Source organism: Flavobacterium difficile (genome assembly GCF_011392115.1).
GTDB lineage: Bacteria > Bacteroidota > Bacteroidia > Flavobacteriales > Flavobacteriaceae > Flavobacterium > Flavobacterium difficile.
In genome coordinates, this window is sequence record NZ_JAAJBT010000001.1 from 595,329 (window position 1) to 621,580 (window position 26,252).

General features: G+C 32.6%; 15 protein-coding genes. 6 read left to right on the plus strand and 9 right to left on the minus strand.

From position 1 onward, the window contains the following. Nucleotides 1-60: 60 nt before the first annotated feature. The 3 genes from G4D72_RS02540 to G4D72_RS02550 all read right to left on the minus strand — a co-directional run bounded on the left by G4D72_RS02540 (nt 61) and on the right by G4D72_RS02550 (nt 12,365). Complete coding sequence (locus G4D72_RS02540; RefSeq protein WP_166076013.1) at nt 61-1,509, minus strand: glyceraldehyde-3-phosphate dehydrogenase; 1,449 nt, start codon at nt 1,507-1,509, stop codon at nt 61-63. A 182-nt stretch (nt 1,510-1,691) separates the two neighbouring features. After that, nucleotides 1,692-7,358 (minus strand): choice-of-anchor D domain-containing protein, encoded by a 5,667-nt coding sequence (locus tag G4D72_RS02545; RefSeq protein ID WP_166076014.1) that lies wholly within the window; start codon nt 7,356-7,358, stop codon nt 1,692-1,694. Between the two features lie 45 nt (nt 7,359-7,403). Further along, a complete protein-coding gene (locus tag G4D72_RS02550; RefSeq protein ID WP_166076015.1) occupies nt 7,404-12,365 on the minus strand; it encodes a reprolysin-like metallopeptidase in 4,962 nt (1,653 codons plus the stop codon). 288 nt (nt 12,366-12,653) lie between these two features. Here G4D72_RS02550 and G4D72_RS02555 point away from each other — a divergent pair, with 288 nt between their 5' ends. Continuing rightward, entirely contained in the window at nt 12,654-13,289 is a 636-nt protein-coding gene (locus G4D72_RS02555) for an acyloxyacyl hydrolase (protein WP_166076016.1), read from the plus strand. A 57-nt stretch (nt 13,290-13,346) separates the two neighbouring features. Here G4D72_RS02555 and G4D72_RS02560 read toward each other — a convergent pair whose 3' ends face one another. Then, the gene (locus tag G4D72_RS02560) at nt 13,347-14,735 is read right to left on the minus strand and encodes a Do family serine endopeptidase (RefSeq protein ID WP_166076099.1); all 1,389 of its coding nucleotides are present in this window, start codon (nt 14,733-14,735) and stop codon (nt 13,347-13,349) included. 247 nt (nt 14,736-14,982) lie between these two features. Here G4D72_RS02560 and dapF point away from each other — a divergent pair, with 247 nt between their 5' ends. Beyond that, a complete protein-coding gene (gene dapF, locus G4D72_RS02565) occupies nt 14,983-15,762 on the plus strand; it encodes a diaminopimelate epimerase (protein ID WP_166076017.1) in 780 nt (259 codons plus the stop codon). Nucleotides 15,763-15,774: 12 nt separating this feature from the next. Beyond that, nucleotides 15,775-16,083, plus strand: a complete 309-nt coding sequence (locus G4D72_RS02570; RefSeq protein ID WP_166076018.1) for a hypothetical protein — start codon at nt 15,775-15,777, stop codon at nt 16,081-16,083. Between the two features lie 31 nt (nt 16,084-16,114). On the opposite strand, the gene G4D72_RS02575 is transcribed toward G4D72_RS02570, so the two are convergent. The 5 genes from G4D72_RS02575 to G4D72_RS02595 form a co-directional block, all read right to left on the minus strand. Next, the gene (locus G4D72_RS02575) at nt 16,115-16,960 is read right to left on the minus strand and encodes an alpha/beta fold hydrolase (RefSeq protein ID WP_166076019.1); all 846 of its coding nucleotides are present in this window, start codon (nt 16,958-16,960) and stop codon (nt 16,115-16,117) included. A 148-nt stretch (nt 16,961-17,108) separates the two neighbouring features. After that, entirely contained in the window at nt 17,109-17,813 is a 705-nt protein-coding gene (locus tag G4D72_RS02580; RefSeq protein WP_207784840.1) for an ABC transporter ATP-binding protein, read from the minus strand. A gap of 75 nt (nt 17,814-17,888) precedes the next feature. Continuing rightward, nucleotides 17,889-18,722 (minus strand): O-methyltransferase, encoded by an 834-nt coding sequence (locus tag G4D72_RS02585; RefSeq protein WP_166076101.1) that lies wholly within the window; start codon nt 18,720-18,722, stop codon nt 17,889-17,891. Between the two features lie 79 nt (nt 18,723-18,801). Next, on the minus strand, nt 18,802-20,661 hold the full coding sequence (locus tag G4D72_RS02590) for an ABC-F family ATP-binding cassette domain-containing protein (protein WP_166076020.1): 1,860 nt from the start codon (nt 20,659-20,661) through the stop codon (nt 18,802-18,804). A 147-nt stretch (nt 20,662-20,808) separates the two neighbouring features. Then, nucleotides 20,809-22,659 (minus strand): CocE/NonD family hydrolase, encoded by a 1,851-nt coding sequence (locus G4D72_RS02595; RefSeq protein ID WP_166076021.1) that lies wholly within the window; start codon nt 22,657-22,659, stop codon nt 20,809-20,811. 106 nt (nt 22,660-22,765) lie between these two features. Here G4D72_RS02595 and G4D72_RS02600 point away from each other — a divergent pair, with 106 nt between their 5' ends. The 3 genes from G4D72_RS02600 (at nt 22,766) to G4D72_RS02610 (ending at nt 26,252) form a co-directional block, all read left to right on the plus strand. Then, nucleotides 22,766-23,932, plus strand: coding sequence for a glycosyltransferase family 2 protein (locus tag G4D72_RS02600; RefSeq protein WP_166076022.1), 1,167 nt, complete (start codon nt 22,766-22,768; stop codon nt 23,930-23,932). Nucleotides 23,933-24,016: 84 nt separating this feature from the next. Beyond that, a complete protein-coding gene (locus G4D72_RS02605) occupies nt 24,017-25,327 on the plus strand; it encodes a dihydrolipoamide acetyltransferase family protein (protein ID WP_166076023.1) in 1,311 nt (436 codons plus the stop codon). A 154-nt stretch (nt 25,328-25,481) separates the two neighbouring features. Beyond that, nucleotides 25,482-26,252: a 3'-5' exonuclease gene (locus G4D72_RS02610; protein WP_166076024.1), complete on the plus strand. Its 771-nt coding sequence runs from the start codon at nt 25,482-25,484 to the stop codon at nt 26,250-26,252.

The window sequence follows — 26,252 nt, forward strand, 5'->3', positions numbered from 1 at the left end:
AAATAAAAATCCGTCTCAATTTTAACTGAGACGGATTCTTAAATTTTAAGTTGCTAACTATTAGTAGTACATGTAACGTCTAACTTTAGCGATGTATTTTGCTAAACGAATAACTTGGTGACTGTAACCATATTCGTTATCATACCAAATGTATAAAACAATATTTTTTCCATCTCCAGAAACGATTGTAGCATTGCTGTCGTAAATTGAAGGTTGAGAAGTTCCAACGATATCTGAAGATACTAATTCGTTGTTCATTGAATATTTAATTTGCTCTACTAAGTTGCCTTCAAGAGCATATTTTTTCATAATTTGATTGATTTCTTTAACCGATGTTGTTTTTCCAACTTCTAAATTTAAAACCACCAATGAACCATTTGGAACAGGAACACGAATAGCATTTGAAGTTAATTTACCAGTTAAACTTGGTAAAGCTTTTGCAACGGCACTACCAGCACCAGTTTCAGTAATTACCATGTTTAAACCAGCTGCTCTACCACGACGGTATTTTTTATGCATGTTGTCTACCAAGTTTTGGTCGTTTGTATAGGCATGAATTGTTTCTAAATGTCCTTTAACCACACCTAAAGTTTCTTCAATAACGGCTAAAATAGGAGTGATAGCGTTTGTGGTACAAGATGCCGCAGAGAAAATATTTACTTCATCTGGATTGTAATCTTCGTGGTTTACACCATATACGATATTTGGAACTCCTTTTCCTGGCGCAGTAAGTAAAACTTTATCTGCACCTTTTGAAGTTAAATGTCTGGCTAAAGCTTCTTCCGTTGTGAAAGCTCCTGTGTTGTCGATAACTAATGCATCGTTAATTCCGTAGGCTGTATAGTCAATTTCTTCTGGAGAATTGGCTGTAATGATATGAACTGTAGTTCCGTTGATAATTAAAGCATTATTTTCTGGATCGGCAGTAACTGAACCTTCAAAATCACCGTGAACAGAATCGTAACGTAATAATGAAGCACGTTTTTCTAATAAAACCGCATCATTTTTATCACGAGTTACAATAGCACGTAAACGTAATTGTTGTCCTTTACCAATTTTACTCATCATTTCACGAGCTAATAAACGTCCAATACGCCCAAATCCATAAAGTACAACATCTTTAGGTTTAATTTCAGATGTATCTTTTGCATTTTTTAATTTGTCAATCACAAATGCTGTAGCGTCATTATATTTGTCGTCTTCTAAATGAAATTCGTAAGTTAATTTTCCAATATCAATTCTTGATGGTGGTAAATCTAAATTTTCAATTGCTCTGGCAATTTCAACCGAATCGAAAATGTTAATTGGTTTTTCTACAAAAGCACCAGCATATTCGTGTAAGTTTATGATGTCAGAAACATTTCTATCAATTAATTGATTTCTAAATAATACTAATTCAATAGATTTGTCGAACCATAAGTCGCTTATAATTCTAACGAATTCTACACAGGCTTTTCTCCTGTCTGCTTGAAAAGCTAATTCTTTTTCGTAAATAGTGTTGTTGTTCATGAAAATATAGATTGTGTTACTAATTTGATGCAAAAGTATATATTTCAATCGTTTTCGTAAAGCTTTTTTATACTTTTTTATTTTTCCATTTGCACCTTTTTGTTTTGTGGTGTAAAAATAAATGAGCCCGATTTTTTATCGAGCTCATTTGTAAGAAATTTAATATTTATTATGTATTGAGATTACTCAACTATGATTTTTTTAGAATATTTACCTTTTTCTGTGGTTACATTAACAATGTATACACCGTTAGCAAATTCTTTTGTAGACAATTTTACTTCACTTGAATTGGCATCAATTTCTGAACCTTTCCAAGTTTTAACATTTTGTCCTAATACATTGAATATTTTCACTTCTTTAATGGTTTCGCTCAGCATTTTTTCCATAAAGATTAATTCATTTTTAGAGTGATAAAACGAATTTGTAGTAGATTCAAACGTATCATTAGTTAAGGTAGAATCATTGTTTTTAAATCGAATAGTATAGCGATTTGCAATTTCACCGGTAGTAAGAGGAATAGTTACTTCACCAGCTCTTAAATCGTGATATACGTCTGTCACGTTATCATGTAAATAGATACCTTGACTTGTAGGCAAGTTTACTACTTCCTCTAAATAAAACTTACCATTTCCATTCACGCTTGATTTTAAAGTCACTGGGAAAATACCATTTTCGGTAAATGCTCCTTCTGCTTCAATAACTAATTTTATGTCTCCCAATGGAAAATATGCATCATTTGATTGTATGTCAAATGCTACGCCATCATACCCATTGTCATACCCAGAAGACGCAATATTGTTGGGTGTAAAACCAAGTAACAATTGTCTTTTCATGTTTTCTTCTATGGCCGTGTAACCTAAGCGAATTAATTGAAAAGGACTTTGCTCATATTGATCTTCTTGATTCGATTCTAAACTAGTAACAGATTCAGAAGCATTTCTAAACATTACGTTAGAATTTGCATTGTCTTCTTTGATGAATAAACGTTGGTTATTATTAAAGTTAATGGTTCCTCCAGTTGCATTTCCTTGTACAAAGAAAGCTTGTCCAACAGGAATAAATCTACCAGGAACTCTAGAGCTTGAACCGGCACCACTAATCATAGCAGGTGCTACTGGGGCTACACCACCTAATACCGTTCTAGTTGCATATCCGCCTTGATATCCTGCTAAAATATGTGTGTTATTAGTAGCATAATGTTCCCAAATGTATAAAGTTCCATTAATACGTGACAAGTTATCATTAATAAATGCAGTAGCATCTAAAGCAGATGGATATGGGTTTCCGATTAAGTTGTTACTTCCTGGGCCAATATTCAATCCTGTTGAATTTATTAAACCGTTATTAGGTTTTCCTACAAATACATAATTCTGAGTAGAAATAGCAGGAGGTGCAGCTACACCACTACCTTTCATAGTGTAACCTTGTCCAGTTTCTAAAGTTGAATTTTCATTAATTACTTGCCAGTTGGCATAATCTGGAGATAAGTTTGTAAATTTATATAACCATCTTCTAGCAATATTAAAAGGAGTTGTGCTTCCATTGAATCCACTAACCCAGTTGATGTTAGATGGCGTTGCAGCATTTGTTCCATTTTTCATAGCATTATTTATAGAATACCCAGTATTATTAGCAACAGAACTTGAAACGGTACTTACAGGAGATGACCAATAGTTATAATTAAATAAGTTTCCTGTTCCTTGTTGATCTCTTTCCAATATACCTGTACTGGTAACATCTAAGTCGCTATTTAACGTTTGAATTAATTGCGATCTACCAACTAAGTCGATTTTACCATTTAATAATAAATAATGAGATATTTCTAGTTTGGTATCATTTCCAATATTTAAGTTTCTAGTTGAATTTACAATTGCTCCTAATACCGTTTTGTTTCCAGTAGAGGTAACATTATTATTAATTCTTACAATATTCCAATCGATTGGTGTCGTACCATTAATTACTGAATTTGAATTAGGAATATAGTTTAGTGCACTGTTTGTCCATGTAGTGGCAGTATTCCAGTTTCCATTAGCAGCAGATTCATAAGGCAGTGGCGCCGTTTGTCTGTCTACAGTAGTTAAATTTCTTAACGCACCAACCACATTATTATCTGATTTATCTTTTAAATTAGTGAAACTAAAAGTAGACATTGGATAATATACCAGTAAATTATTCCATGATAATGAAACTACTTCATTTAAAGAAATGTTTTGCGGAATTATACTTCCTTTGATATTACCATCTGAATGTTTGTCCATTTCTTGATTCATTAAAAATCTAATTTGACTTTCGGTAATTTCCATATCCCAAACTCGAACTTCATCAATAGTACCATTGAAAAAACGGGTAGGGGAAGCCGAATTTGCAGCACCGACTAAAAAGTCGAATGTATTTGCTTGTGGTCTTAATAAGTTTACCGTATTATTTAATACCCCATCAATATACATTTTAGCGGCAGTTCCATCATAAGAAACAGTTATATAATGCCATTTTGAAGCTGGAATAACAATTGTCGAAGTGATGTTTTGTACAGCACCACCATTAGTCCAAGTCATCTGGGCATTTCCTGTAGCGTTAATGTAAAACTCGTATCCAGTTGTTGCATTTTTTTTACTTAAAATACTTCCGTTTACAGCATCTCTTTTAATCCAAGCCGATACAGTAAATTCATTTTCTAAGTTTACGTTATTTCCAGAATTAATATAATCTGATGTACCATTAAAATCTATTGATCTTGCAAAAGTTTTATCTGGAGAATATCCAAAAGTGATGTATTTTGTTCCATTAAAATCGTAATTTGTTTCTAAATTAGATCCATTTAATGTCATTACTCGATATTCTGCAGTAGCTGTGAAAGTTGGAGTGTCAGAAATTAACATGTAAAAATCACCTGGAGGTGCTAGTGTTGCAGTAAGCATTACTGAAGGTATTGAAACTTTAACAGTACCAACATCTCCACCAGTTTCTACTACTCTCCATTTTCTTTCAACTGATGTAAATTCAACATCTGTAGTAAGTGCTGGTGTGATTCCCGAACTAATATTTGCTATAAGAGGTGTTGCAGCTCCTAATGTTCCGTTATCATTACCCCAAACCAAAAATCTTCTATTTCCTTGGAAAGTATTTGTATTTAAACTATTTGTTTCAAAAATATCACTTAAACCTATAGTAATGTCATTTATTTTATTTTCTGTTTTAGATTGTTTCTGATTTAACTGTGCTAAATCATCTCTTCCAATTCCGGCGATATCGAAATTAAAACCAGCAGAAGCATTATAAATGGTTGTTCCATTAGAATCTACATAATCTAAACTGGTTCCATTTAATCCTAAAGTAATTCCATATTTTATGGCTAAATAAGATTCAATTCTTCTCCTATTGGCATCATTATTTCTGGCATCATAAGTAATCACTTCAAGTATTTCTCCATTATAACTAGCATCAAAGAACTCACTTCTTCCTAACCAATATCTTGAATTTAATATGTTTTTGTATGTTCCAGTTGCAACTGAAGTTGTAGTTAATTGTATTCCATTATTAAATAAATGCATTAAACTACCATTCGTATTGTCTCTTTTTCTTGCATTAAAAAGTTGTATTCCTGTATAAGATTTGGTTGTACTAGTTTCTGCTTCTCCATATTCTGTATTAGCAGCTTGATTGTAAGCAACTACTTCATTGCTGTATCTTGCGGAGGTACTTCCCATAGAAAATCCTGTTACGTCCTGACTTCCTTGGTTTGTATTTGTGTCATCTCCACTAAAAATATCTTGTGCGCTTGTTAACCTATCAATGGTATTAGTAGGTTTAATAACGATGAACATGTCGTGATTATTAAATCCTTGACCAGCATACATCGCACTACTTCCATCAAAATGTACAACTGGATTAAAGTTTACATTATAAGTTGGATTGTTAAAAAACATTGGATTTTTTCCTAATTTCGAGTTGGCATTTCTGGTACTACCAAAAGTGTTGTCTTGCCATGTTGTAACATTAGTACCATCGGCATATGTTCCAATATTTCTGTCTGCTTTTAGCCACAGTTTTAAGTTTGTTACAACTCCGCCTGGCGCATTTGAAAGCGTTGGTAAAGCAATTACTCGAGCTGTAACTCTAAAGGTGTAAATAGGTTTACCTGCATTTACATTACTATTATTATTTACAGTTACTGTTGCAGTAAATGTACCTGTTAAAGTTGGTGTAAAAGTTACAACAAATGAAGTTACACCTCCAGAAGGAATGTCTTGTGCTATATTTGTTGCAGTAAAACCGGTTCCATTACTTACTGTAGTTGAATTAACTCTTAAAGTGTTTGTTCCTACAGAATAAATTTGAAAAGGAATTGAAATAGGTGTCCCAACAAAAGTGGTACCAAAATCTGTTAAATCTATAGTTGAAGGAGTTACATCTCCGTCCGCAATTGTTTCCTCGTTTCCTTTTACGTTTATTTCAGTCCCTATTACCGTACCATTTCCTTGAACTACAAAATCGAAGATACTTTCGCTAGTATCATTATTTAGTATAGTAATTAAAGCCAGAAAATTATCAGCAGTTGTTGGGCTAAATGAAATGATTAAGTCTGATGTACCTCCTACGGGAATTGGACCAGTTGGAAATGAAGTTATCGTAAACTCTGCACTACCACTAATTTGAACTACTGGTGTACCTGTAAAATTTAAAGGAGCATTTCCGGTGTTTCTAATAGTAAAAGTTCTTGTATTTGTATTTCCTATTAATGTATTAGGAAAAAGGGTTCCGTTAGTTAAATTTCCAGAAGAAGAGTTGTCTGGTACATCATTTCCTAAACCTCTAATAACAATCTCAGGTTCACCACCTGTACCACTAATATTAAAATTAAAAGGATTCTCGTTTGAATCATTATTCACAAATGAAAGTTGTGCAGTTCTAATACCTAAAGCTGTTGGTAAAAACTGAACGGTAAATGTGGTTGAGCCTCCAGGTATAACAGTTGCAGCTGGTGGAGTAACTAATGTAAATTCACTTGCATTCACACCACTAAACGTAAAAGCTCCAATAGTTAAATTTTGAAACCCTGTATTTCTAATTTCAAAAGTTCTTGTGATAGAATTACCTGGTAAAATTCCACCAAGATCTGTAAAATCAGCTAATGAAGTTGCTGTATTATTGTCTGGAATATTAACATTATTTCCCCTAACTTGGATTTCAGGTGCTGTAAAACCGATTAATCTAAAGTTATCAAAAGCTGCACCTACATCGTTATTATTAGCATCAGAAGCAAAGATAACTCTAAACTGAACAGCATCGTTTCCGTTAAAATTGATATCTTGATTTGAAATATTAATAGTTCTGTTAACCCATTGCGAATCGGCGTTGCCGCCAGACCAACCATTAGAACCAAGCGCCGATACAGCACTGTTGTACCAACCTGCAAACCCGTTTCCTAAGTTTTGCCATGCACCATTATTTAAACGATATTGTACTTTAATTCCATCATCTGTGTTATCTGCTATATCAGTTCTTGTACTAATCGATAATGTAATATTCTGATAACCAGAAAAATTTATTACTGGAGAATTAGCCTGAATGTTAGTGTTACTTTGATAAGTTGTAGTATGTCTTTGTGTGTATAAACAATTTGTTGTGTTTCCAGTTCCAGCAAAAACTAATGGAATTGCTGTTCTGTTATGACCCACACCAGCTGCATTATCTACACCTCTTAACCAACTACTTGGACTGCCACCTGTGGTTGAAGTAGTCCAAGCGTTATTTCCAGTTGCATTTTCAAAATTAGCATTAAAAAAAGTTGTTTGCGCATTCGTAAAGTTTAAGAAAAATAAAAACACTAAAATAAGTATTTGTTTCATTCTTAAAAGGGGTAAGGCTACCATAATAATTTGTATTTATTTGAATTAATTTGTGATAATTTTTATATTTTTTATCATTTTGTTTTTAGTTGAAATTCGGATGACTAAAACTTGATTTCTAATGCCTTGTGTAGAAAAACTTAAACTAGTTTTATGAATATCTTTTTTAGATATTATGCTTCTACCTAACAAGTCGAAAACTTCGATTTCCTCAATTTCATCACTTAATGAATTCACATATACGTGATTTTCTGATTGATGGATGATTAAATTTGAAAAATTTTCATCAGTATTAGATAACGTTTCGTTTTTAAAGACAATTTCAAATCTATTTTCTATAGTTTCAACTGATGCATTAAACGAATACGGTGCGTTTTTTAAATCATGCATGACATTTAACTCCTTATCTTTTAAGTAAATATTTTGGTTTCCTTCAAACAATCCGTCTAAATTTTCAATTGATATTTCATAAATACTTGGCTCAACGATTGATAGTCCAATTGGAATAACATCTTCATCAGTAAAAGGCATTTTTCTTCCTTGCACAGCATATTTGTTTGTACCCTCAATAGAATATAAATGACTACCTTGATTACCAAAAGCAAATCCGTCTATAGCAAAATCCATGCCATTTGTTGCTTCAATCATGTATCCAATTAAAATTTGACTAAATTGTCCCGAATTATTTTTAAGATTTAACCAAATTCTGTGTTTTTCTTCTGAATTAAAAGCAACTACTGATGGGTTAAATGCTCTATAAAATTGATTTCCATTATTTACCAATCTCATTTCGTTCGAAAAAGAAATATAACTTGGCACAACTGCATTCACAATAAATCCTTGACCTACTTGAATAGTTCCGTTTGGAGTTGCTCCACCTGCAGTAGAGGCTGTTCCACCTAATAAAGTATAAGTTGCATAATTATTTAAAGGATAACTACCATTTACTGCTTGTTGCGTATGAGTCCAAAAGTATAAAGTTCCATCAATGGTCTGATTTTCAGAACCTCTATTGAATGTATTTTTTAAAATAAAATCGTTGGCGCTAATTGTAGATGGATACGGATTTCCGATAGCATTGTAACCCGAATTCCCTTTTTTAATAACCGGTTTAAAATATGAGTTATTAATCGTTCCCGTAAAAACTCCCAAATATGGTGAATAAACTGAACTTGACCAATTGTTTGGAGCTCTTACCAGGTATCCTTTTGTAGGAATGAAATTGTTTGAACTTGGTGCAATCGATTCATAGGCACCATTCGTTCCAGTTAAAGGATTATAGGTGTAAAAACGGTTACTAACTGTTTGTGGAGAAAACTCCAATAAATTTTGATTTCCAACTGGCGACGACCAAAGTGTATAATCTAAACGAACAATAGGTGCGCTATTTCTGTTTATTGTAGCAATTCCATTATTATTCAGATGTTCTACTTGAATTAAATTGGCATTATTTTGGACTATAATGTTCGCTGAAGTATTAATTGAAACTGCTTTATTTACAGTAACATTTGTTCCAGAAGAAATAGTTAAAACAGCTGAACCATTGACTTGAATAGAACACGCTTCTACATTTGCAGAAGTTGTAAAGTTTCCATTAAAAATAACATTCTTGTTTTTATCCGGGTTACCATTGCTCCAAGTAGTACCATTCCAAGTTGTAGATGTAGCACAAGTTTGAGGGGTAACATTTATGGTGAAAACTCGACCTCCTAATAAGGCTAAATTGTTACCTTTAATAGTAGCAATGAATTGATCTGAAGCAGAACTTAATGCATTATGTTTGTATGCAAGTTGTGCACTATTAATGTTGGCTTGAGTAAATGAATCGCCAATAAATAAACGTTGTCCATTTAATAATAAATAACCGTTTGTTGGTAACTTAGTAACCGTATAAGTTAATTGGGCAGTTGTAGCGCCAGATTGCGCCGCATTTAACAACGATGTGGTTATGTTTTGTGTAGCGCCTTGATTAACGGTTAAGGGATTATTAACTAAAGTGATATTATTTACCACTTGTAATTTTCCACAAATGGTAATGCTAAATTCATCAAATGTTCCACCAGAAGTGTTTGATACTCTATCTGTTGCTAACAAATTCCATGTTCCTTGTGCATTTGATCCTATAAATCTTGAGAAAGCTTGTCCAGGTTGCTGAGTACCTTCTAAACCTGCAATAACATTGTTGTCTACATTTCCACAAGTTAATGGAATACCATTATCATCAAAAGTTACGTTAATATTTGCACCAGAACAATCTCTATTATAAATTTCTGCAAAAATACCATTTGGAGCTCTAAATTGCATTTTTAAATCGGTTAATAATGGGTGAGTAGCTCTCATGTAAAAACTAACTTTACTAATAATTAAATTATCAGTAACATCTATTCTTGCACTTACAGCATTATTGGAATTTGTATTCCATACATTATCATTATTTTGAAAATATTCATTAGTGTAAGTATTGCAAAAATCTCTAGAAATTTGAAATGAAAAGATTTCAGAATACGAACCATAAAGGCAGGTGTTTTTAGGACGAACTCTCCAAAAGTAAATTTTTCCCTCAACTAAAGCTGTTGTTTGATATTCTAATTTTGATGTAGTAGTAGTTTCGGAAAGTGTAGTAAATAAAGGTGATTCTGAAATTTCTACAATATAATCTTCCGCACTTGCTAGTGCATTCCATTTTAAGTTTACTGAAGTAGCTTGGTTAGTAGCACCATTACTCGGAGCATTTAAAGTTAATTGTCCGATAAAATCTTCATAAACATTTAATGTAAGAGGTGTAGTTACAGTTGCATTGGTTGAAGTACCTTTTAAAATTACTGGATAACTTCCTGCCGCTACAGAAGCAGCTCCTGAAAAAGTTACGGTAACCTGACCATTAACAGAAAGCGATGTTGGTGAAAAAGCGGCACTCATTCCAGCAGGTAAATTATCTACTGAAAAAGTAACCAACTCATTAAAATTAGGTGCTTTTGCGTAATCAAAAATTAGAGAACCATTATTTGGTTTACATACTGGAATATTTGTAGTTGCAGTTATAAACTCGAATGTTCCTGCTTTAATTTCAAAATCTTGATTAGAAATGTCAAAAAAGATATTTGTTGCAGCTTCAATTTTTATTCTAGCTCTTTTGGTTATGTTGTTAGGAACTGTAACAGTCTGATTTCCATCATTTGCTGTGTTTGCCAGCAAAGTAATAGGATATGTAAATCCACCATCAAGAGATAATTTGATGTTTACATTTGCTGATAACGTATTGGTTGAGTTTACAGCCCAAGTAACATTTCTTATTTCTCCAGCATACCAAACTTCTGTTCCTAAATTAGGAGAATTAACTACAAACGGACCAGTTGAATTTACGGTAATTACTACATTATCACTATTTGTTTGTCCAACTTGTGCATTATTATCTCTTACCGTTAACCTAAAATTTAAAGTTCTTGCCACAGATGGTAAAACTTCCCAAGTTGGGGTTTGATTGGCAACAACAGCTTCCATGTTTGGAAATACCCTTTCTGGGTTAGTGGTAGGAAAAAAAGATCTAAAAATTGGACCAGCTGTATTAGTTGAAACAGGTGGTTGCGCACCGCCATCAACATTGTCATATTGCTCCCAACAATAGGTTAAAACATCACCTGATGTTGGATCAGTCGATAAATTACCATTTAAAATAAAAGGCGTACTTCTTGGGATAGTATAATCTAAACCTGCATTAGCTGTAGGTTCTACATTTGTATATGTCGTTTCTGTTTCGCATGTATGCGAATTTACTGCTGTAGTCATTTGAGCGATGCTTCTTGCGTGAAAATAGCCATCACTATTAGCTTGAACGTTTGGTGCACAAATTCCGGCATAACCTAAAATTGTTGAGGCACTTCCAGGTTCATAATCATCAGGAACTTTCGAACCAAAACAAGGATTATAATAGGTATGACCAGCGCTAAACTGATGTCCAATTTCGTGTGCCACGTAATCAATGTCAAAAGGATCAAATTCTGGAGTTACAATTCCAGTTACACCAGAACCTTTGTTAGGTCCACATGGGCCAGTTCCTGCAATTCCTCCACCACCAGTACTAAATACATGGCCAATATCATATGCTGCTGCTGTAATTAATCCAGAAATATTACCTGTATTTACAGATAGCATTTGTGTACCACTATAATTATCATACGGATCAGGATCGGGAGTAGCATCTATATTAAATCCGTTAATGTAAATTAATCTGTTGTTTGAAGGAACAATTTGAAATCTTAATCCCATATCGCGTTCAAAAACACTGTTAACTCGTGTCATAGTTGTGTTCATTGCGGCTAAAACTCCAGCTACAGTATTTCCGTGATATGCGGAATAGTCTGAAGTACAAGCAATTGCAATTTCATAGGTTCTGTATCGTCCGTCTATAATATTTCTTTGAACTTGCTTAGTACCGAATTGAACTGCTTCTTCTTTGTTTTCTTCGTCAACATAATTACATATAAAATCGTCATCTGTAGCTTTGTTGAAATGCTTTCTATTGTATATCATTACAAAATCAGATGTCCCTCTTTTGTACGGATCAAGATAGATGGTTTTTTCCCCTGTGATTACACCATAAAAGTTATCACTTGATAAACTTAAGTGTATTTTATTTAGAGGATTTTGTTTACTAACTCCAATATAAGATTGAATTTCAGGATATAAAGCATTTAAATCTTTATGTAAATACTGAACTCTTCTCATTTTAAATTCTTCCAAATGCCCGTCTTCAAATGGAAATGAGACTAAAACGTTTGAAGCATTAAGATTTTCAAAATCTTCATTTGGAGCTACAGCTAATCGGCTTTTTAAATCGGATAAACTAAACGTATAAAGGGAATAACTTGTAGGAAGCTGTTCTTTTGTTCCTTTTCCAATCTTTAAAATGACTTCTTTCAACTCAACTTGTCGCCAATTATTTTGAGCGGTTGTAAAATTTAAAAATAACACGAACAAGGTTAGTTTTAATAGGTTTTTTTTTTTCATGATTTTGGGTTTAGAACAATTCAATTTGTAGGTTTTTTTTTATGATGAAAAGCAAAAGTATATAATTTTTTTTCTTTTTTTTGCTTGAATTTTCTTAAAAAACTCACTATTAACAGTAATTTAATTTATTTGCTCTTTTTTGTTATAATTAAAGCATATAATCCGTTATTAAATTAAAATTTAATTAATAATAACTTTCGAAATTTTTTTGATAGAGGTTTTTTAAATTTTATTGGAGTAATTTTTTTATTTTTGTTTGCTATTTTGTACTCTTCCATTTTATAATTCATGAGATTTTACTTTTTTATCATTTTTAATTTGTTTTTTTCGATTTCGATTTCTGCACAAGAGATTTTACCTAAATTTAAATGGTTAAGATCAGGAATTGTTGTTGGAATCGCCTCACAAAATAATTTGATTAAACAAGAATGGGATTATACTTACGAAACTCAAATTTTTAAGTTTTCTAATCATTTCAATTGGTCAAAAAAAAGGAAACACAGTTGGGAAATTTTAGTAGAACCAAGTTACTACCGTTCCAATCATCAAATGATAAACTATTGGTTTATTAGTCACACTGTTCCAAATGGAGACGCACTTCGAGCAAAGTACATGCAGCCGAAAACTATAAATGAATACGCTTTAAATGCAGGGATTATTTACAGAAGGTTTTTAAATGTACAGGCTTCAGTTTTTGCTACGTTAAATTCCGGACCTATGTATATAGATACTGATACTGAGCGATTAAAAAAAGGATTTGCTTTTAGTGATGTAATTTCTATAGGATATAATTACAAATGGAAAAAGATTTCTTTTGATGCTAAATTCATGTTCAGACATGCGTCTAATGCGAATTTGCAAAAACCAAATTATGGTTTGAATGCAGCTGGATTTGAATTTGGAACGTTTTACGAATTCAATTAAAAAAAAATTCGCAAAACTTTTTGTGCTTTGCGAATTTCTTGTGGTTTATGTGTTTTTTTATAAAAAGATACGATACATTTGCCCGTTTTTAGCAATAATTTGATAACGTGTTTTTTCTGTAGCATCTTTTTTAGCTAAATATGCAGAAACACTTTCCATATCTGTAACACGCATATTGTCTACTTGAGTTACAATCGATCCTTTTAAATCATCTGCATATTCTGCATAATCTTCGTTAGTAACTTGTTTGATTTTTATGCCGTATTTTAAATTGAAACGCTTTTTATCATTCGCATCTATATCTTCAAATTCAATACCATTAAATTCGTAAGCGATTAATTCTTTTTTGGTTAACGGTACATTTAAAGCTAAGTTTTTCCCATCTCTTAAAAGAGTAACTTTTACTATGTCATTTGGTCTTTTGGTATTAATAACAGTAGCCATTTCTGCTGATGATGCAATTTTTTTATCATCTAACTTTAAAATAATATCGCCTTTTTCAATTCCTACTTTTTCTGCTCCTGAATTCTTATTGACTTTATTCACATAAAACCCTTCAGTTTGTTTTATGCCATATTTTTTGGCTACTTCGGCATTTAATTCGCCACCTTCAACACCTAAAATACCGCGTTGTACGTTTCCGAATTTCATTAAATCTTCAATGATTTTTTTGGTAATATTGGAAGGAACTGCAAAAGAGTAACCTGCATAACTTCCTGTTGGAGAAGATATCATCGTATTAATTCCAATTAATTCTCCATTCGTATTTACTAAAGCCCCACCGCTATTTCCTGGATTTACAGCGGCATCCGTTTGTATAAACGATTGAATGCTTGCTTTGTCTAAATTTCTAGCTTTCGCTGAAATAATTCCAGCCGTAACCGTCGAATTCAATTGATACGGATTTCCAACAGCTAAAACCCATTCACCAACTTTTATATCATCAGAATTTCCAAAAACGATAAAGGGTAGTTTTTCATCCGCATCGATTTTTAGTAAAGCAATGTCCATTTTACTATCTGTTCCTATCAATTTGGCTTTATAGGCTTTGTTGTTATTTAAAGTCACTTCTAATTCTGTAGCATCCTGAATTACGTGGTTATTTGTCACAATATATCCATCTTCCGAAACAATTACACCCGAACCTGTACCTATTTGTTCTTGTTGTTGACTTTCGCCACGACCATAGAAAAAACTCGCAAACGGATCATATACTGTTCGTACCGAAACATTTTTCACGTGCACTACACTGTGTATGGCTTTGTCGGCACCTGTTGTAAAATCTACACTTTCAGCACCTTTATAATTTACCAGTTTGTTATAATTCGGCGAAGTAGTAATAAATGAATCCGAATCACTTTTTTGATTTTCAATGAATTTATAGGCACCCAAAGTAACGGCACCACTCATTAATGATACAACAAATAGACTTCCTAAATTTTTCATTTTATTCATTTTTAAATTTGTTTACAATGTAAATATAAATAGGTTTTTTTATAATAAAATTCCGTTTAACGCACGATTAACAATGTTTAACAACTTTTTAGCATTTGGGCATTTCCTTTCAGGCCGGGCTTTCCACTATATCTCCAACTGGCAAAAAGCTACGGGTAAGCCCTTGTTTTTGTACATCGGAGGATGCCGCTTCAATCCCTAATGCAATTATCTGCAAAAAAATAAATATCTTTGTATTATGCAAATAAATTTTTTCAAATACCAAGGCACCGGAAACGACTTTGTAATGATTGATAATCGTTCTAACACGTTTCCCAAAAATAATACCAAACTCATTGAATTTCTGTGCGACCGACGTTTTGGCATTGGTGGCGATGGTTTAATTTTATTAGAAAATCACGAAAAGTATGATTTTACCATGGTGTATTATAATTCCGATGGAAGTACGAGTACCATGTGTGGCAATGGTGGACGTTGTTTAGTTGCTTTTGCCAAACAATTAGGTGTAATAGAAAATGAAGCGCATTTTGAAGCTTCAGACGGTTATCATTACGCGAAATTTGAAAACAAATTAATTGCCCTGCAAATGATTGATGTTGATGTGGTGAAGCATTTTGATACACACGAATTTATCTATACAGGATCGCCGCATCATGTGCAATTAGTGGAAGATTTAGAACATTTTGATGTTAAAACTAATGGCGCAAAATTAAGATACTCAGATTTATACGATGCAAGTGGTTGTAATATTAATTTTGTAGAGCAAATGGATGCTGACACTTTTTCAGTTCGTACGTATGAACGTGGTGTAGAAGATGAAACATTATCTTGTGGAACAGGAGCAACTGGAGTAGCAATTGCGATGCATTCGACTTTTAAAACTGATGCAAAACGAGTTAATATTAACGTTTTAGGTGGAAAATTAACTATCAGTTTCGATATAGAAAACAATATGTACAAAAACGTATTTTTAACTGGTCCAGCAGAAATGGTTTTTGGTGGAAGTATAGAAGTTTAATGTTTTAGTGCTATGGATAATATAGAGATTATTGAAGATTTAAAAAAGCAACTTGAAGAAAAGAAAATCAAACTTATAAAACATAAAAAAGCTTTTCCTAAACTATTTATAGTTGTTTTACTATCTAATTTTATTGTTCCATTTGCACCAGCGCCAAGAATTATTAAATTAGTTGAGGAAAGAGGGTATTGGGGAACTATAATTTTTGGAGCTCCAATAGTATTAATAGTTTTTATTATTGTGTTTCATTTGCAAAAATTAAAAATTCAAGATGAAATTGAAAATTCGCAAAAATTAATAAATCGTAAAATAAATCAATAGATTATGAACACTTTCAAAATTTATAACTCAGTTAATTCTCCAAACGCATCAATCTTTTTTTAATAATTTCATAGTGCGACCAAGGAATAAAGTGGTCTGCTTTTTCTATGGGAATGGTTTCTATTTTTTGGGCATTTATAAATTCTTTCTCCATAAATGCTACATTCGAATAGGGCACTAAAGAATCTTCTGTACCGTGAATGATAATTACATTGGAAGTAATTTTATTTAAATCGGGTTGTAGAATTTTTAAATCTTCTTTCAACCACCAAAGCTCTTCATTGGATGGTCGGAATGCGCCAGGAATTAAGTATTTTATAGGTTTCGACATCAAAACAGGTCGCCACTTTTCTGGATTTTCAGCTTTTGGATCGACAGCGCCAGCTAAAATCACTAAGTTTTTAAATAATTCTGGTTTTTTTGTAGCTAATTTGACAACTACTGGTCCGCCCATAGAATGCCCAATTAAAGTAATAGGCTGGTTGTTGTTTTTAGATTGGATAAAAGGTAAAATTAAGTTGGCTTGTGTTTCTAAATCTTCTGCTTCGCCAAAATTACTGTAGCCAAAACCTGGTCGGTCAATGGCAATTAAACGGTATTTTTTTTGTAAATCTAAATCAGATAGATAGGTTTTATAGGCGTCCCAACTTCCTGGTGAGCCATGTAAAAAGAAAAGAGTCGGTTTTGTAGAATCGCCTGTTTCTATGTAATGGATTTGGTGTATTTCAGAAATTTTATAACTAATGTCTTTAAAAGTAGTATTTGATTCAGAGAAATATTTCGTTGTTTTTTTTGGCGACATTCGCATTTTCATACACGATTGGCAAAAAACTAAATAGCCACAAAATAATACAAAGACTAACATTTTTTTTGACATTTTTATTTTCATAAGATGTACTTGTGTTAAAAAATTTTAAAAGTCTATTTTAGCCCCGATTGTAGTGGCATCTCCCGATTTTTTTCGGGAATATAGCGTAAAGCGGGACAGTTGTTGAACTGAAATGCGAAACGTCTGCTTCTAAAAATTAATACGCTACAATTTCTTCATTTTTGAAATCGTTTTCTATAATTCCATCACGTAAACGTATGATTCTGTGTGCGTGAGCAGCAATATCTTCTTCGTGCGTAACTAAAATTACAGTATTTCCGTTGGCGTGAATTTCTCCAAAAAGTTTCATGATTTCAACTGAAGTTTTACTGTCTAAATTTCCTGTTGGCTCATCAGCTAAAATGATAGAAGGCTTGTTTACTAAAGCTCTACCCACGGCAACACGTTGGCGTTGTCCACCAGAAAGTTGATTCGGTTTGTGGTCCATTCTATCTGCTAAACCCACTTGTGTTAACACTTCTGTAGCACGTTCGTCTCTTTCAGATTTTGAAAAACCTGCGTAAACCATTGGTAAAGCCACGTTATCTAAAGCTGTAGTACGCGGCATTAAATTGAAGGTTTGAAAAACGAAACCGATTTCTTTATTTCTAATTTCTGCTAATTCATCGTCGTGCATTTCACTAACTTGCTTTCCGTTTAAGATATAACTTCCAGAAGTTGGTGTGTCTAAACAACCTAAAATGTTCATTAAAGTCGATTTTCCAGATCCTGATGGTCCCATTAGCGCCACATATTCCCCTTTATTAATTAGTAAATCGATGCCTTTTAATACGTTTACCGTTTCAGTTCCTAATTGGAAATCACGTGTAATGCCTTTAATGTCTATTATTGGAGTTTTCATATTTTTCAGTCGCAGTTTTTAGTTTACAGTAATTACTACGACTAATAAGTAGTCAAAAAGAAGATTTTGTTACAACTAAATTTTTATTCTTTCTAAAAAGTAGGAAGACCAATCTTTTGAAGGGTTGATTATAAAATGTTCTTTTTCTTGTTCGGCTCTGAAAAATACGATTCCCCATTGAAAGGTATCAATCGTAACTTTCACTTTTGGATGTTTTTTTATGATTTCCCAGGCTTCTTCCATTTCTAAACTCCAATGAATGTCGTCAAAAATCCAAACGGAAGTATTGGTTATGGTGGGTAATAATTCTTCGAAATAAGCTAAAGTGGCTTTTTTCGAATGGTTCCCGTCGAAGTAGATGAGTTTCCAGTCGTGGTTTCCAGTTACAGTTTTTGGTTGGTAGTTTTTTAAGAAATAAGAGAACTCAGTGTTAATAAATTCAACATTATTTAATTTATGTGATTGACATTGATTTTTTGCGATTGACATTGTATTTGGACAACCTTCTAAACTTGTAATTTTTCCATTTTTATTCCCTAACGAAAGGGCAGAAGTGGCTAATCCTAAAGACGTTCCAATTTCTAAAATTTCGGTTGGTTGAAAATAACGTACAATTCTGAATAATAATTCGGCTCTTTTTGGAGAAATCCCAGCATTTTTTGCAATGGCTGATATTTTTCTTTTGTTTGATTTAAAAACGCGTGAACCCGCACCAAAATCTGTGACTTCAATGATTTGATGTTCTTTTAATAGATTGTACCTGTAGTCTTCAAGAATTTCGTATTCTGGATATTTCGTTTTGTCGTAAAAGCATTTCGTAACCAAATCAAACACAAATGGCGAATGCACACCGTGTTCGTTTTTGGAATTCCAAATAAAGTTTATGTATGTTTTTAAAATATGTAGCATTTTTTTCATGTAAAACCATTAAGATATTAAGAAAATTAAGAAATCTGAATGTAACTTAATGCCTTAATGGTTCAAATAATTACTCAATTTTGCTTGACAACTCAAACCAACGCTCTTCTTTTTCTTCTAAAGTTTGAATCACTTTTTGTAATTCTATAGCTTTGGCTTCAATTTTATCATCAGCGACTTTTCCATCCGCAAATTCTTGCTCAATTTGTTTCTTTTGGTATTCTAAATCTTTTATTTCTCTTTCAATTTTAGTAAACTCCTTTTGTTCGTTGAAAGTTAAACCAACTTTTGCCGTTTTTTCTTTCCAACTTCCTTTATCAGTGCTCACACTGTTTAAAACTTTTGGTTCGGCAGAATCTTCATAACTTCTAAAATCGGAGTAATTTCCTGGGAAATCTTCAATTTCACCCTGACCTCTAAATACAAATAAGTGATCTACAATTTTATCCATAAAATACCTGTCGTGACTCACAACTAATAAGCATCCGGGAAAATCTAACAAAAAACTTTCTAACACATTTAACGTAACAATATCTAAATCATTGGTAGGTTCATCCAAAATTAAGAAATTCGGATTTTGAATTAATACCGTACACAAATACAAACGTTTTAATTCGCCACCACTTAATTTTTCTACAAAATCGTATTGTTTTTTCGCGTCAAATAAGAAACGTTCTAGCAATTGCGAAGCAGAAATAATTTTTCCTTTCGTAAGCGGAATATATTCTCCGTATTCTTTAATAATATCAATGACTTTCTGACCAGGTTTTGGATTGATTCCACTTTGTGTGTAATACCCAATTTTAATCGTATCACCAATAATTACTTTACCAGAATCTGGTTCTATCGTTTTGGTTAATATGTTTAAGAATGTCGATTTCCCAGTTCCGTTTTTACCAATAATTCCGATACGTTCGCCACGTTGAAAAGCGTAAGTAAAGTCTTTTAAAATGGTTCTATCAGGGAAACTTTTGTTCAATTTTACCATTTCGATAATCTTGCTTCCCATACGCTCCATGTTAATCTCAAGTTCAACCACGTTTTCCTTACGTCGACTTTCAGCTACAGCTTTGATTTGGTAAAAATCGTCTTGTCTAGATTTCGATTTGGTTGTTCTTGCTTTAGGTTGACGTCGCATCCAAGCTAATTCTTTAATGAATAAGTTTTGCGCTTTATCTATCGTAGCGTTTTCAGAAATTTGACGTTCTTCTTTTTTCTCTAAATAATACGAATAATTTCCTTTGTATTGATAAAGTTTTCCGTTATCTAATTCGATAATTTCGTTACACACACGCTCTAAAAAGAAACGGTCGTGCGTTACCATAAATAAAGTAATGTTTTCTTTAGCGAAATAATCTTCTAACCATTCAATCATTTCTAAATCTAAGTGATTGGTTGGTTCGTCTAAGATTAATAAATCCGGACGATTAATTAGAATAATGGCTAACGATAAACGCTTTTTTTGTCCACCCGAAAGTTTATTGACTTTTAGTTTTAAATCGTCTAACTTTAATTTTGATAAAATTTGTTTGTATTGTGTTTCGAAATCCCAAGCATTAAAACGATCCATATCGTCAAATGCTTTTTGGTATTTTTCTTCATTTTCAGGATTTTCTAACGCTTTTTCGTAGTTTCGAATTACCTGTAAAACTTCATTGTCCGAGGCGAAAATGCTTTCTTCAATGGTTAATTCGTCTTGTAAATTAAAATTCTGACTCAAAAAAGCCATTTTAATTCCTTTTCGAATCACAACTTGACCAGTATCCGGCTCATCATAACCATTGATGATGCTCATAATGGTAGTTTTTCCCGAACCATTTTTGGCGATAAAAGCTATTTTTTGATCTTTATTAATTCCGAAAGAAATGTCTTTAAAAAGAACACGTTCTCCGTATGATTTTGATATGTTTTCTACTGAAAGGTAATTCATTTGTCAATTTATCTGTTTGTCAATGTGGCCATTCCGACTTTCGGAACAAGTTTCGCCAATTGTTTTGCAAAAATAGGTTATTGCATAGAATGAAGCAATCTTTTGTAATTAAATAAAAAAAGCTGTCGTTTCAGACAGCTTTTGGAATTATTTTAGGATTTCGACTTCGATGAAACTATCATTTAAAATTTTAATGAAAGCTTTGGTGTAGTCTTCTTTATTGGCTAAATATTGATTGTCTAAATATTTTTGCGAATTAACTGCAAATAATGGATAACAAGTACTTTGAATTTGGATTTGAATTTTATGCCCTTTTTTAAAAGTATGTAAAACATCTTGTAAACGGAAATTGACTTCAGTTGCTGTATTTGGAGTTAATGCAGCTGGCGTTTCAAAGCTGTTTCTAAATCGAGCAGGCATAATTTCACTTCGTACCATTTGATGATAATTGGCATATAAAACAGTTGGTTTGTCAGTATTTTGTGGCTCATCAATCGGATAGATATCAATAAGTTTTACAATAAAATCGGCATCTGTTGAAGTAGACATGATTTTTAATTTTGCCATAATTTCACCAGCTAAAGTAACATCTTCAGTTAAGTATTCGGTAGTAAAAGTTACTACATCTGGTCGGTTCAAAGCAAATCTTTGGTCTTCCGACATGTAATTTCTAGGAGTAAAACCATTCATGTCGCTTAAGTTCGTACTACTTGGAACGGGTTTGTTTGGATCACTGTAATATTCAGAATAACCAGTTGAAGTTGCTTTTTCATTGGTTATTTTTCCGTCTGTATTCAAATAGAAATTTAATTTGCTACTGTTTTTTGGTGGCCAATTTGCAAATTCTTTCCATTCTTTTTTTCCTGTATCAAACATGTAAGCTTCAGGAAGTGCTACTGCATTTTTTGAATTTTCTTTTAAATAATGATTGAAGAATTTGTATTCCATATTTTTTTGGTAAAACGTAGCGATACTATCTCCAAAATAAATATCATTATGAAAATGTTTCCCGGCTTCTCTCGACCAACCACCATGTGAAAATGGCCCCATTACAATAGTGTTTTTCGCTTTTGGATTGTTCTTTTCTATGGTTTTGTAAATGTTCAAAGGTCCAGCTAAATCTTCTGCATCGAACCAGCCACCAACTGTCATTACCGCATGTTTGATGTTTTTTAAATGAGGAAGCAAGTTTCTAGATTTCCAAAAGGCATCATAACTAGGATGATTTACAATTTCTTGCATGAAAAAATTATTCTTATAATGTTTATCTACACCTTCTTTTAAAGTTCCCAATTCATTATAAAATATAGAACCGTCTCTAGATGTAGTTTTAATGTTTTGATCTGAATACCATGCTTTGTTCTCTGCTTTAGTTTTTTGAACACCAAATACTGGAAACGTTTTGAAATAGCCCATTAAAAAAGCACCATTATGATGAAAATCATCAAAAAAGAAATCAGATATTGGCGCTTGTGGCGATGAGGCTACTAATGCAGGATGATTGGCTAAAGCTCCAACAGCAGAATAAAAACCTGGGTAAGAAGTTCCATATTGTCCAACCTTTCCGTTATTATTAGCTATGTTTTTTACCAACCAATCTACCGTATCATAAGTGTCAGTACTTTCGTCAATATCTTTTTTGGTTTTGTGTTCCACTTGTGGTGTCATATTGGTAAAAACACCTTCACTCATATATCTTCCTCTAACATCCTGATATACAAAAATGTATTTGTCTTTGTATAAGAAAGTATTCGGTCCCAACGATTTTTTATAGTTTTCTTCACCATAAGGCGCTACACTATAACAAGTTCGTTGCATTAAAATTGGATACTTTTTGTCTTTTGAACAGTCTTTTGGGGTATAAATGGCAGTGAATAATTTTACGCCATCACGCATAGTGATGTAAACTTCTTTTTTGGTGTAAGCTTCTTTTGAATCTACTTGCGCTTGTAAAGAAAAAGCACATAAAAGTAAAAGCGTCTTGAAAATAGATTTCATTTTTGTTAGTTTAGTTGGATAATTTTTTAGTTCACTAAGATATTACGTTTTTTTTAAATCTTTTTGTTAATGTTTTATTAAAATAAACTTTTGTTATCTTCGCAACATGCAACTATCTGTAATTATCCTTAATTATAACGTTCGTTATTTTTTAGAGCAATGTGTTTTAAGTGTTCAAAAAGCACTTGAGCACCTTGATGCTGAGATAATTGTAGTCGATAATCATTCTCCTGATGATAGTTGTGTAATGATGAAACAATTGTTTCCAAACATCAAATTAATTGAAAATAAAGAAAATGTAGGTTTTCCAAAAGGGAATAATGTAGCAGTGGCTGAAGCGAAAGGTGAATACATTTGCATTTTAAATCCGGATACGGTTGTTGCAGAAGATACTTTTACTAAAATACTGAACTCTAAAAACTGGCAACTGAACACCGGAATAATCGGGTGTAAGCTCATTGATGGTACTGGAAATTTTTTGCCTGAGAGTAAGCGTGGTGTTCCTACTCCTTGGGTAGCTTTTACCAAAATTTTTGGCTTGTATAAATTATCAAATGTTTTTGGAAAATATTATGCACAGCATTTAACGGAAAATCAATCAGGTAATGTCGATATTTTAGTTGGTGCTTTTATGGTCTTAAAACGCAATCTGTATTTGCAAGTCGGTGGTTTTGATGAAAATTGCTTTATGTATTCAGATGATATCGATTTGAGTTACATGATTCAAAAACTCGGTAAAGAGAATTTTTATTTTCATGAAACTTCTGTGATTCATTACAAAGGAGAAAGTACGGTTCGAGATGAAAAGTATATCCAACGTTTCCGTGAAGCGATGCAATTTTTCTATAAAAAACATTTTAAAAAGTCGGTGTTTTTTGATGTGATGATGCAAGTGGGAAGTTTCGTTTTTACGATTTTCAAACAAAAACAACAAAAAAATATCAGTAAAAAGATTTTTCAGTATATTTTAGTTACCAAAAACGCTGAAAATGAGAATGTTGTTTCAGAGATTTTATCAAAAAAAGAATTTTCATTTGTTCTGAGAATTTTTGATAAAATGAATGTTTTAGAAAAAGAAATTCAAGAATTTAAAAAACAGAAATGTAATTATGAAGTAATTTTCGATACTTATTCATTTAGTTTTAAAGAAATTATCGATTTTATGGAAAAAAATAAATCTAAAAATATTACTTTTAAGAATTATATTTCGCAATCAAATTACTTAATTGGTAGTAATAACGCAAACGATAGAGGTGAAGTATTGAAATTATGAATTTTTGATGATATCATTATAAAACATCAAAATAATTAGTATTTTTGCATTAAAATTTAAAGAACACAACATTACAATAATAATATGGCAAGATTTGAATTGAAACTTCCAAAAATGGGAGAAAGTGTTGCGGAAGCAACCATTACAAATTGGTTAAAAAAAGTAGGTGAAACTATTGAAATGGATGAAGCAGTTTTAGAAATTGCAACAGACAAAGTGGATAGTGAAGTGCCTTCAGAAGTTTCTGGAACTTTGGTTGAAATTTTGTTTCAAGTAGATGATGTGGTTCAAGTTGGACAAACCATTGCCATTATTGAAACGGAAGGTGGTGCTGTTTCAGCGACTCCAGAAGTAAAATTAGAAGCTCCAGTTGCGGTTGCAGAAGTTGTGAAAACAGTTGAAGCAGCTATTGAAACTAGTGCTCCAGCAGATTTTTCTGGTTCAGATAAATTCTTTTCACCCTTAGTAAAAAATATGGCTAAAGCGGAAGGGATTTCTTTAGCAGAACTAGAAACAATTGCAGGTTCTGGTAAAGAGGGTCGTGTAAACAAAGAAGATATTCTAAAATATATTGCAAATAGAGGTACAGTTGTTATTCCAGCTGCAGCAGTTGCTGCTCCGGTTGTTGCAACAGTAAAAGCCGAAGCGCCAGTAGCACAAAAAGCAGCTCCAGTTTCTGTAAATGGAGGTGACGAAATTGTGGAAATGGACAGAATGCGTAAGTTAATTTCTGGCTACATGGTAGCATCAGTACAAACTTCAGCTCACGTACAATCTTTTATTGAAGTAGATGTAACTAACATTGTAAAATGGCGAGATAAAGTAAAATCAGCTTTTGAAAAACGCGAAGGTGAAAAGTTAACGTTTACACCAATTATGATGGAAGCGGTAGCTAAAGCTTTGAAAGATTTCCCAGGAATGAATATTTCTGTAGATGGAGATTATATTATTAAGCGTAAAAACATCAACTTAGGGATGGCGGCAGCTTTACCGAACGGAAACTTAATTGTTCCTGTAATTAAAAATGCAGATCAATTGAATTTAGTTGGAATGGCTAAAGCGGTAAACGATTTAGGAAGTCGTGCTAAAGCAGGAAAATTAAAACCAGACGATACACAAGGTGGGACTTATACGGTAACTAACGTGGGAACATTTGGTTCGGTTTTTGGAACGCCAATTATCAACCAACCACAAGTGGGTATTTTAGCTTTAGGAGCGATTAGAAAAGTACCAGCTGTTATTGAAACTCCGGAAGGAGACTTCATTGGCATTCGTCAGAAAATGTTCTTATCACACTCTTATGATCATAGAGTGGTAGATGGTGCTTTAGGTGGAAGTTTCGTGAAACGTGTAGCAGAATATTTAGAAGCTTGGGATATCAATAGAGATTTCTAATCATAAAATATATTTAAAAATACCCGATAAGAATTTATCGGGTATTTTGTTTAAAAAAGAATTTTTCTTTCAAACAAAATTACTATTCTTTAATTTCTTAAAAATAGTAAAATTTTGTTTCGAAGTTCTATCTTTGCAGTTCTAAAATAGTAAAATGGAACTTAAACTTACAAGACCAATTTGTTTCTTCGATTTAGAAACAACAGGAATAGATGTTGGAAAAGATAGAATTGTTGAAATTTCTGTTTTTAAAGTGTTTCCAAATGGAAATAAAGAAAGTAAAACGTGGTTAGTAAATCCTACTATTCCAATCCCACCTCAAACTACTGCTGTTCACGGAATTACAAATGAAAAAGTAGCCAATGAACCTACCTTCGCAGAATTGTCTTCTCAAATTTATAATATGATAAAAGATTCAGATTTGGCAGGATATAATTCTGATAGATTTGATATTCCTTTACTAGCAGAAGAAATGCTTCGTGCCGGTGTAGATTTCGATATGAAAAATCGCGTTTCGATTGATGTACAAACTATTTTTCATAAAAAAGAAGAAAGAACACTTGCTGCAGCTTTGAAATTTTATTGTGGAAAAACGTTAGAAAATGCGCATTCTGCAGCAGCAGACACTATGGCCACTTATGAAATTTTATTAGGGCAATTAGAAAGATATCCTGATCTGCAAAATGATGTAAAAGCCTTATCTGAATTCACTACTCGCAAAAAATCAGTAGATTTTGCCGGAATGATTGTGATGAATGACAAAGGTCAAGAAATGTTTAGTTTCGGGAAATATAAAAATGTTTTAGTGGATGAGGTTTTTGATAAAGATCCAGGTTATTTCGGTTGGATTCAAGGTGCCGATTTTCCACTTTACACTAAAAAAGTATTAACAGGTTTGAAATTAAGAAGATTAAATACTAAGTAG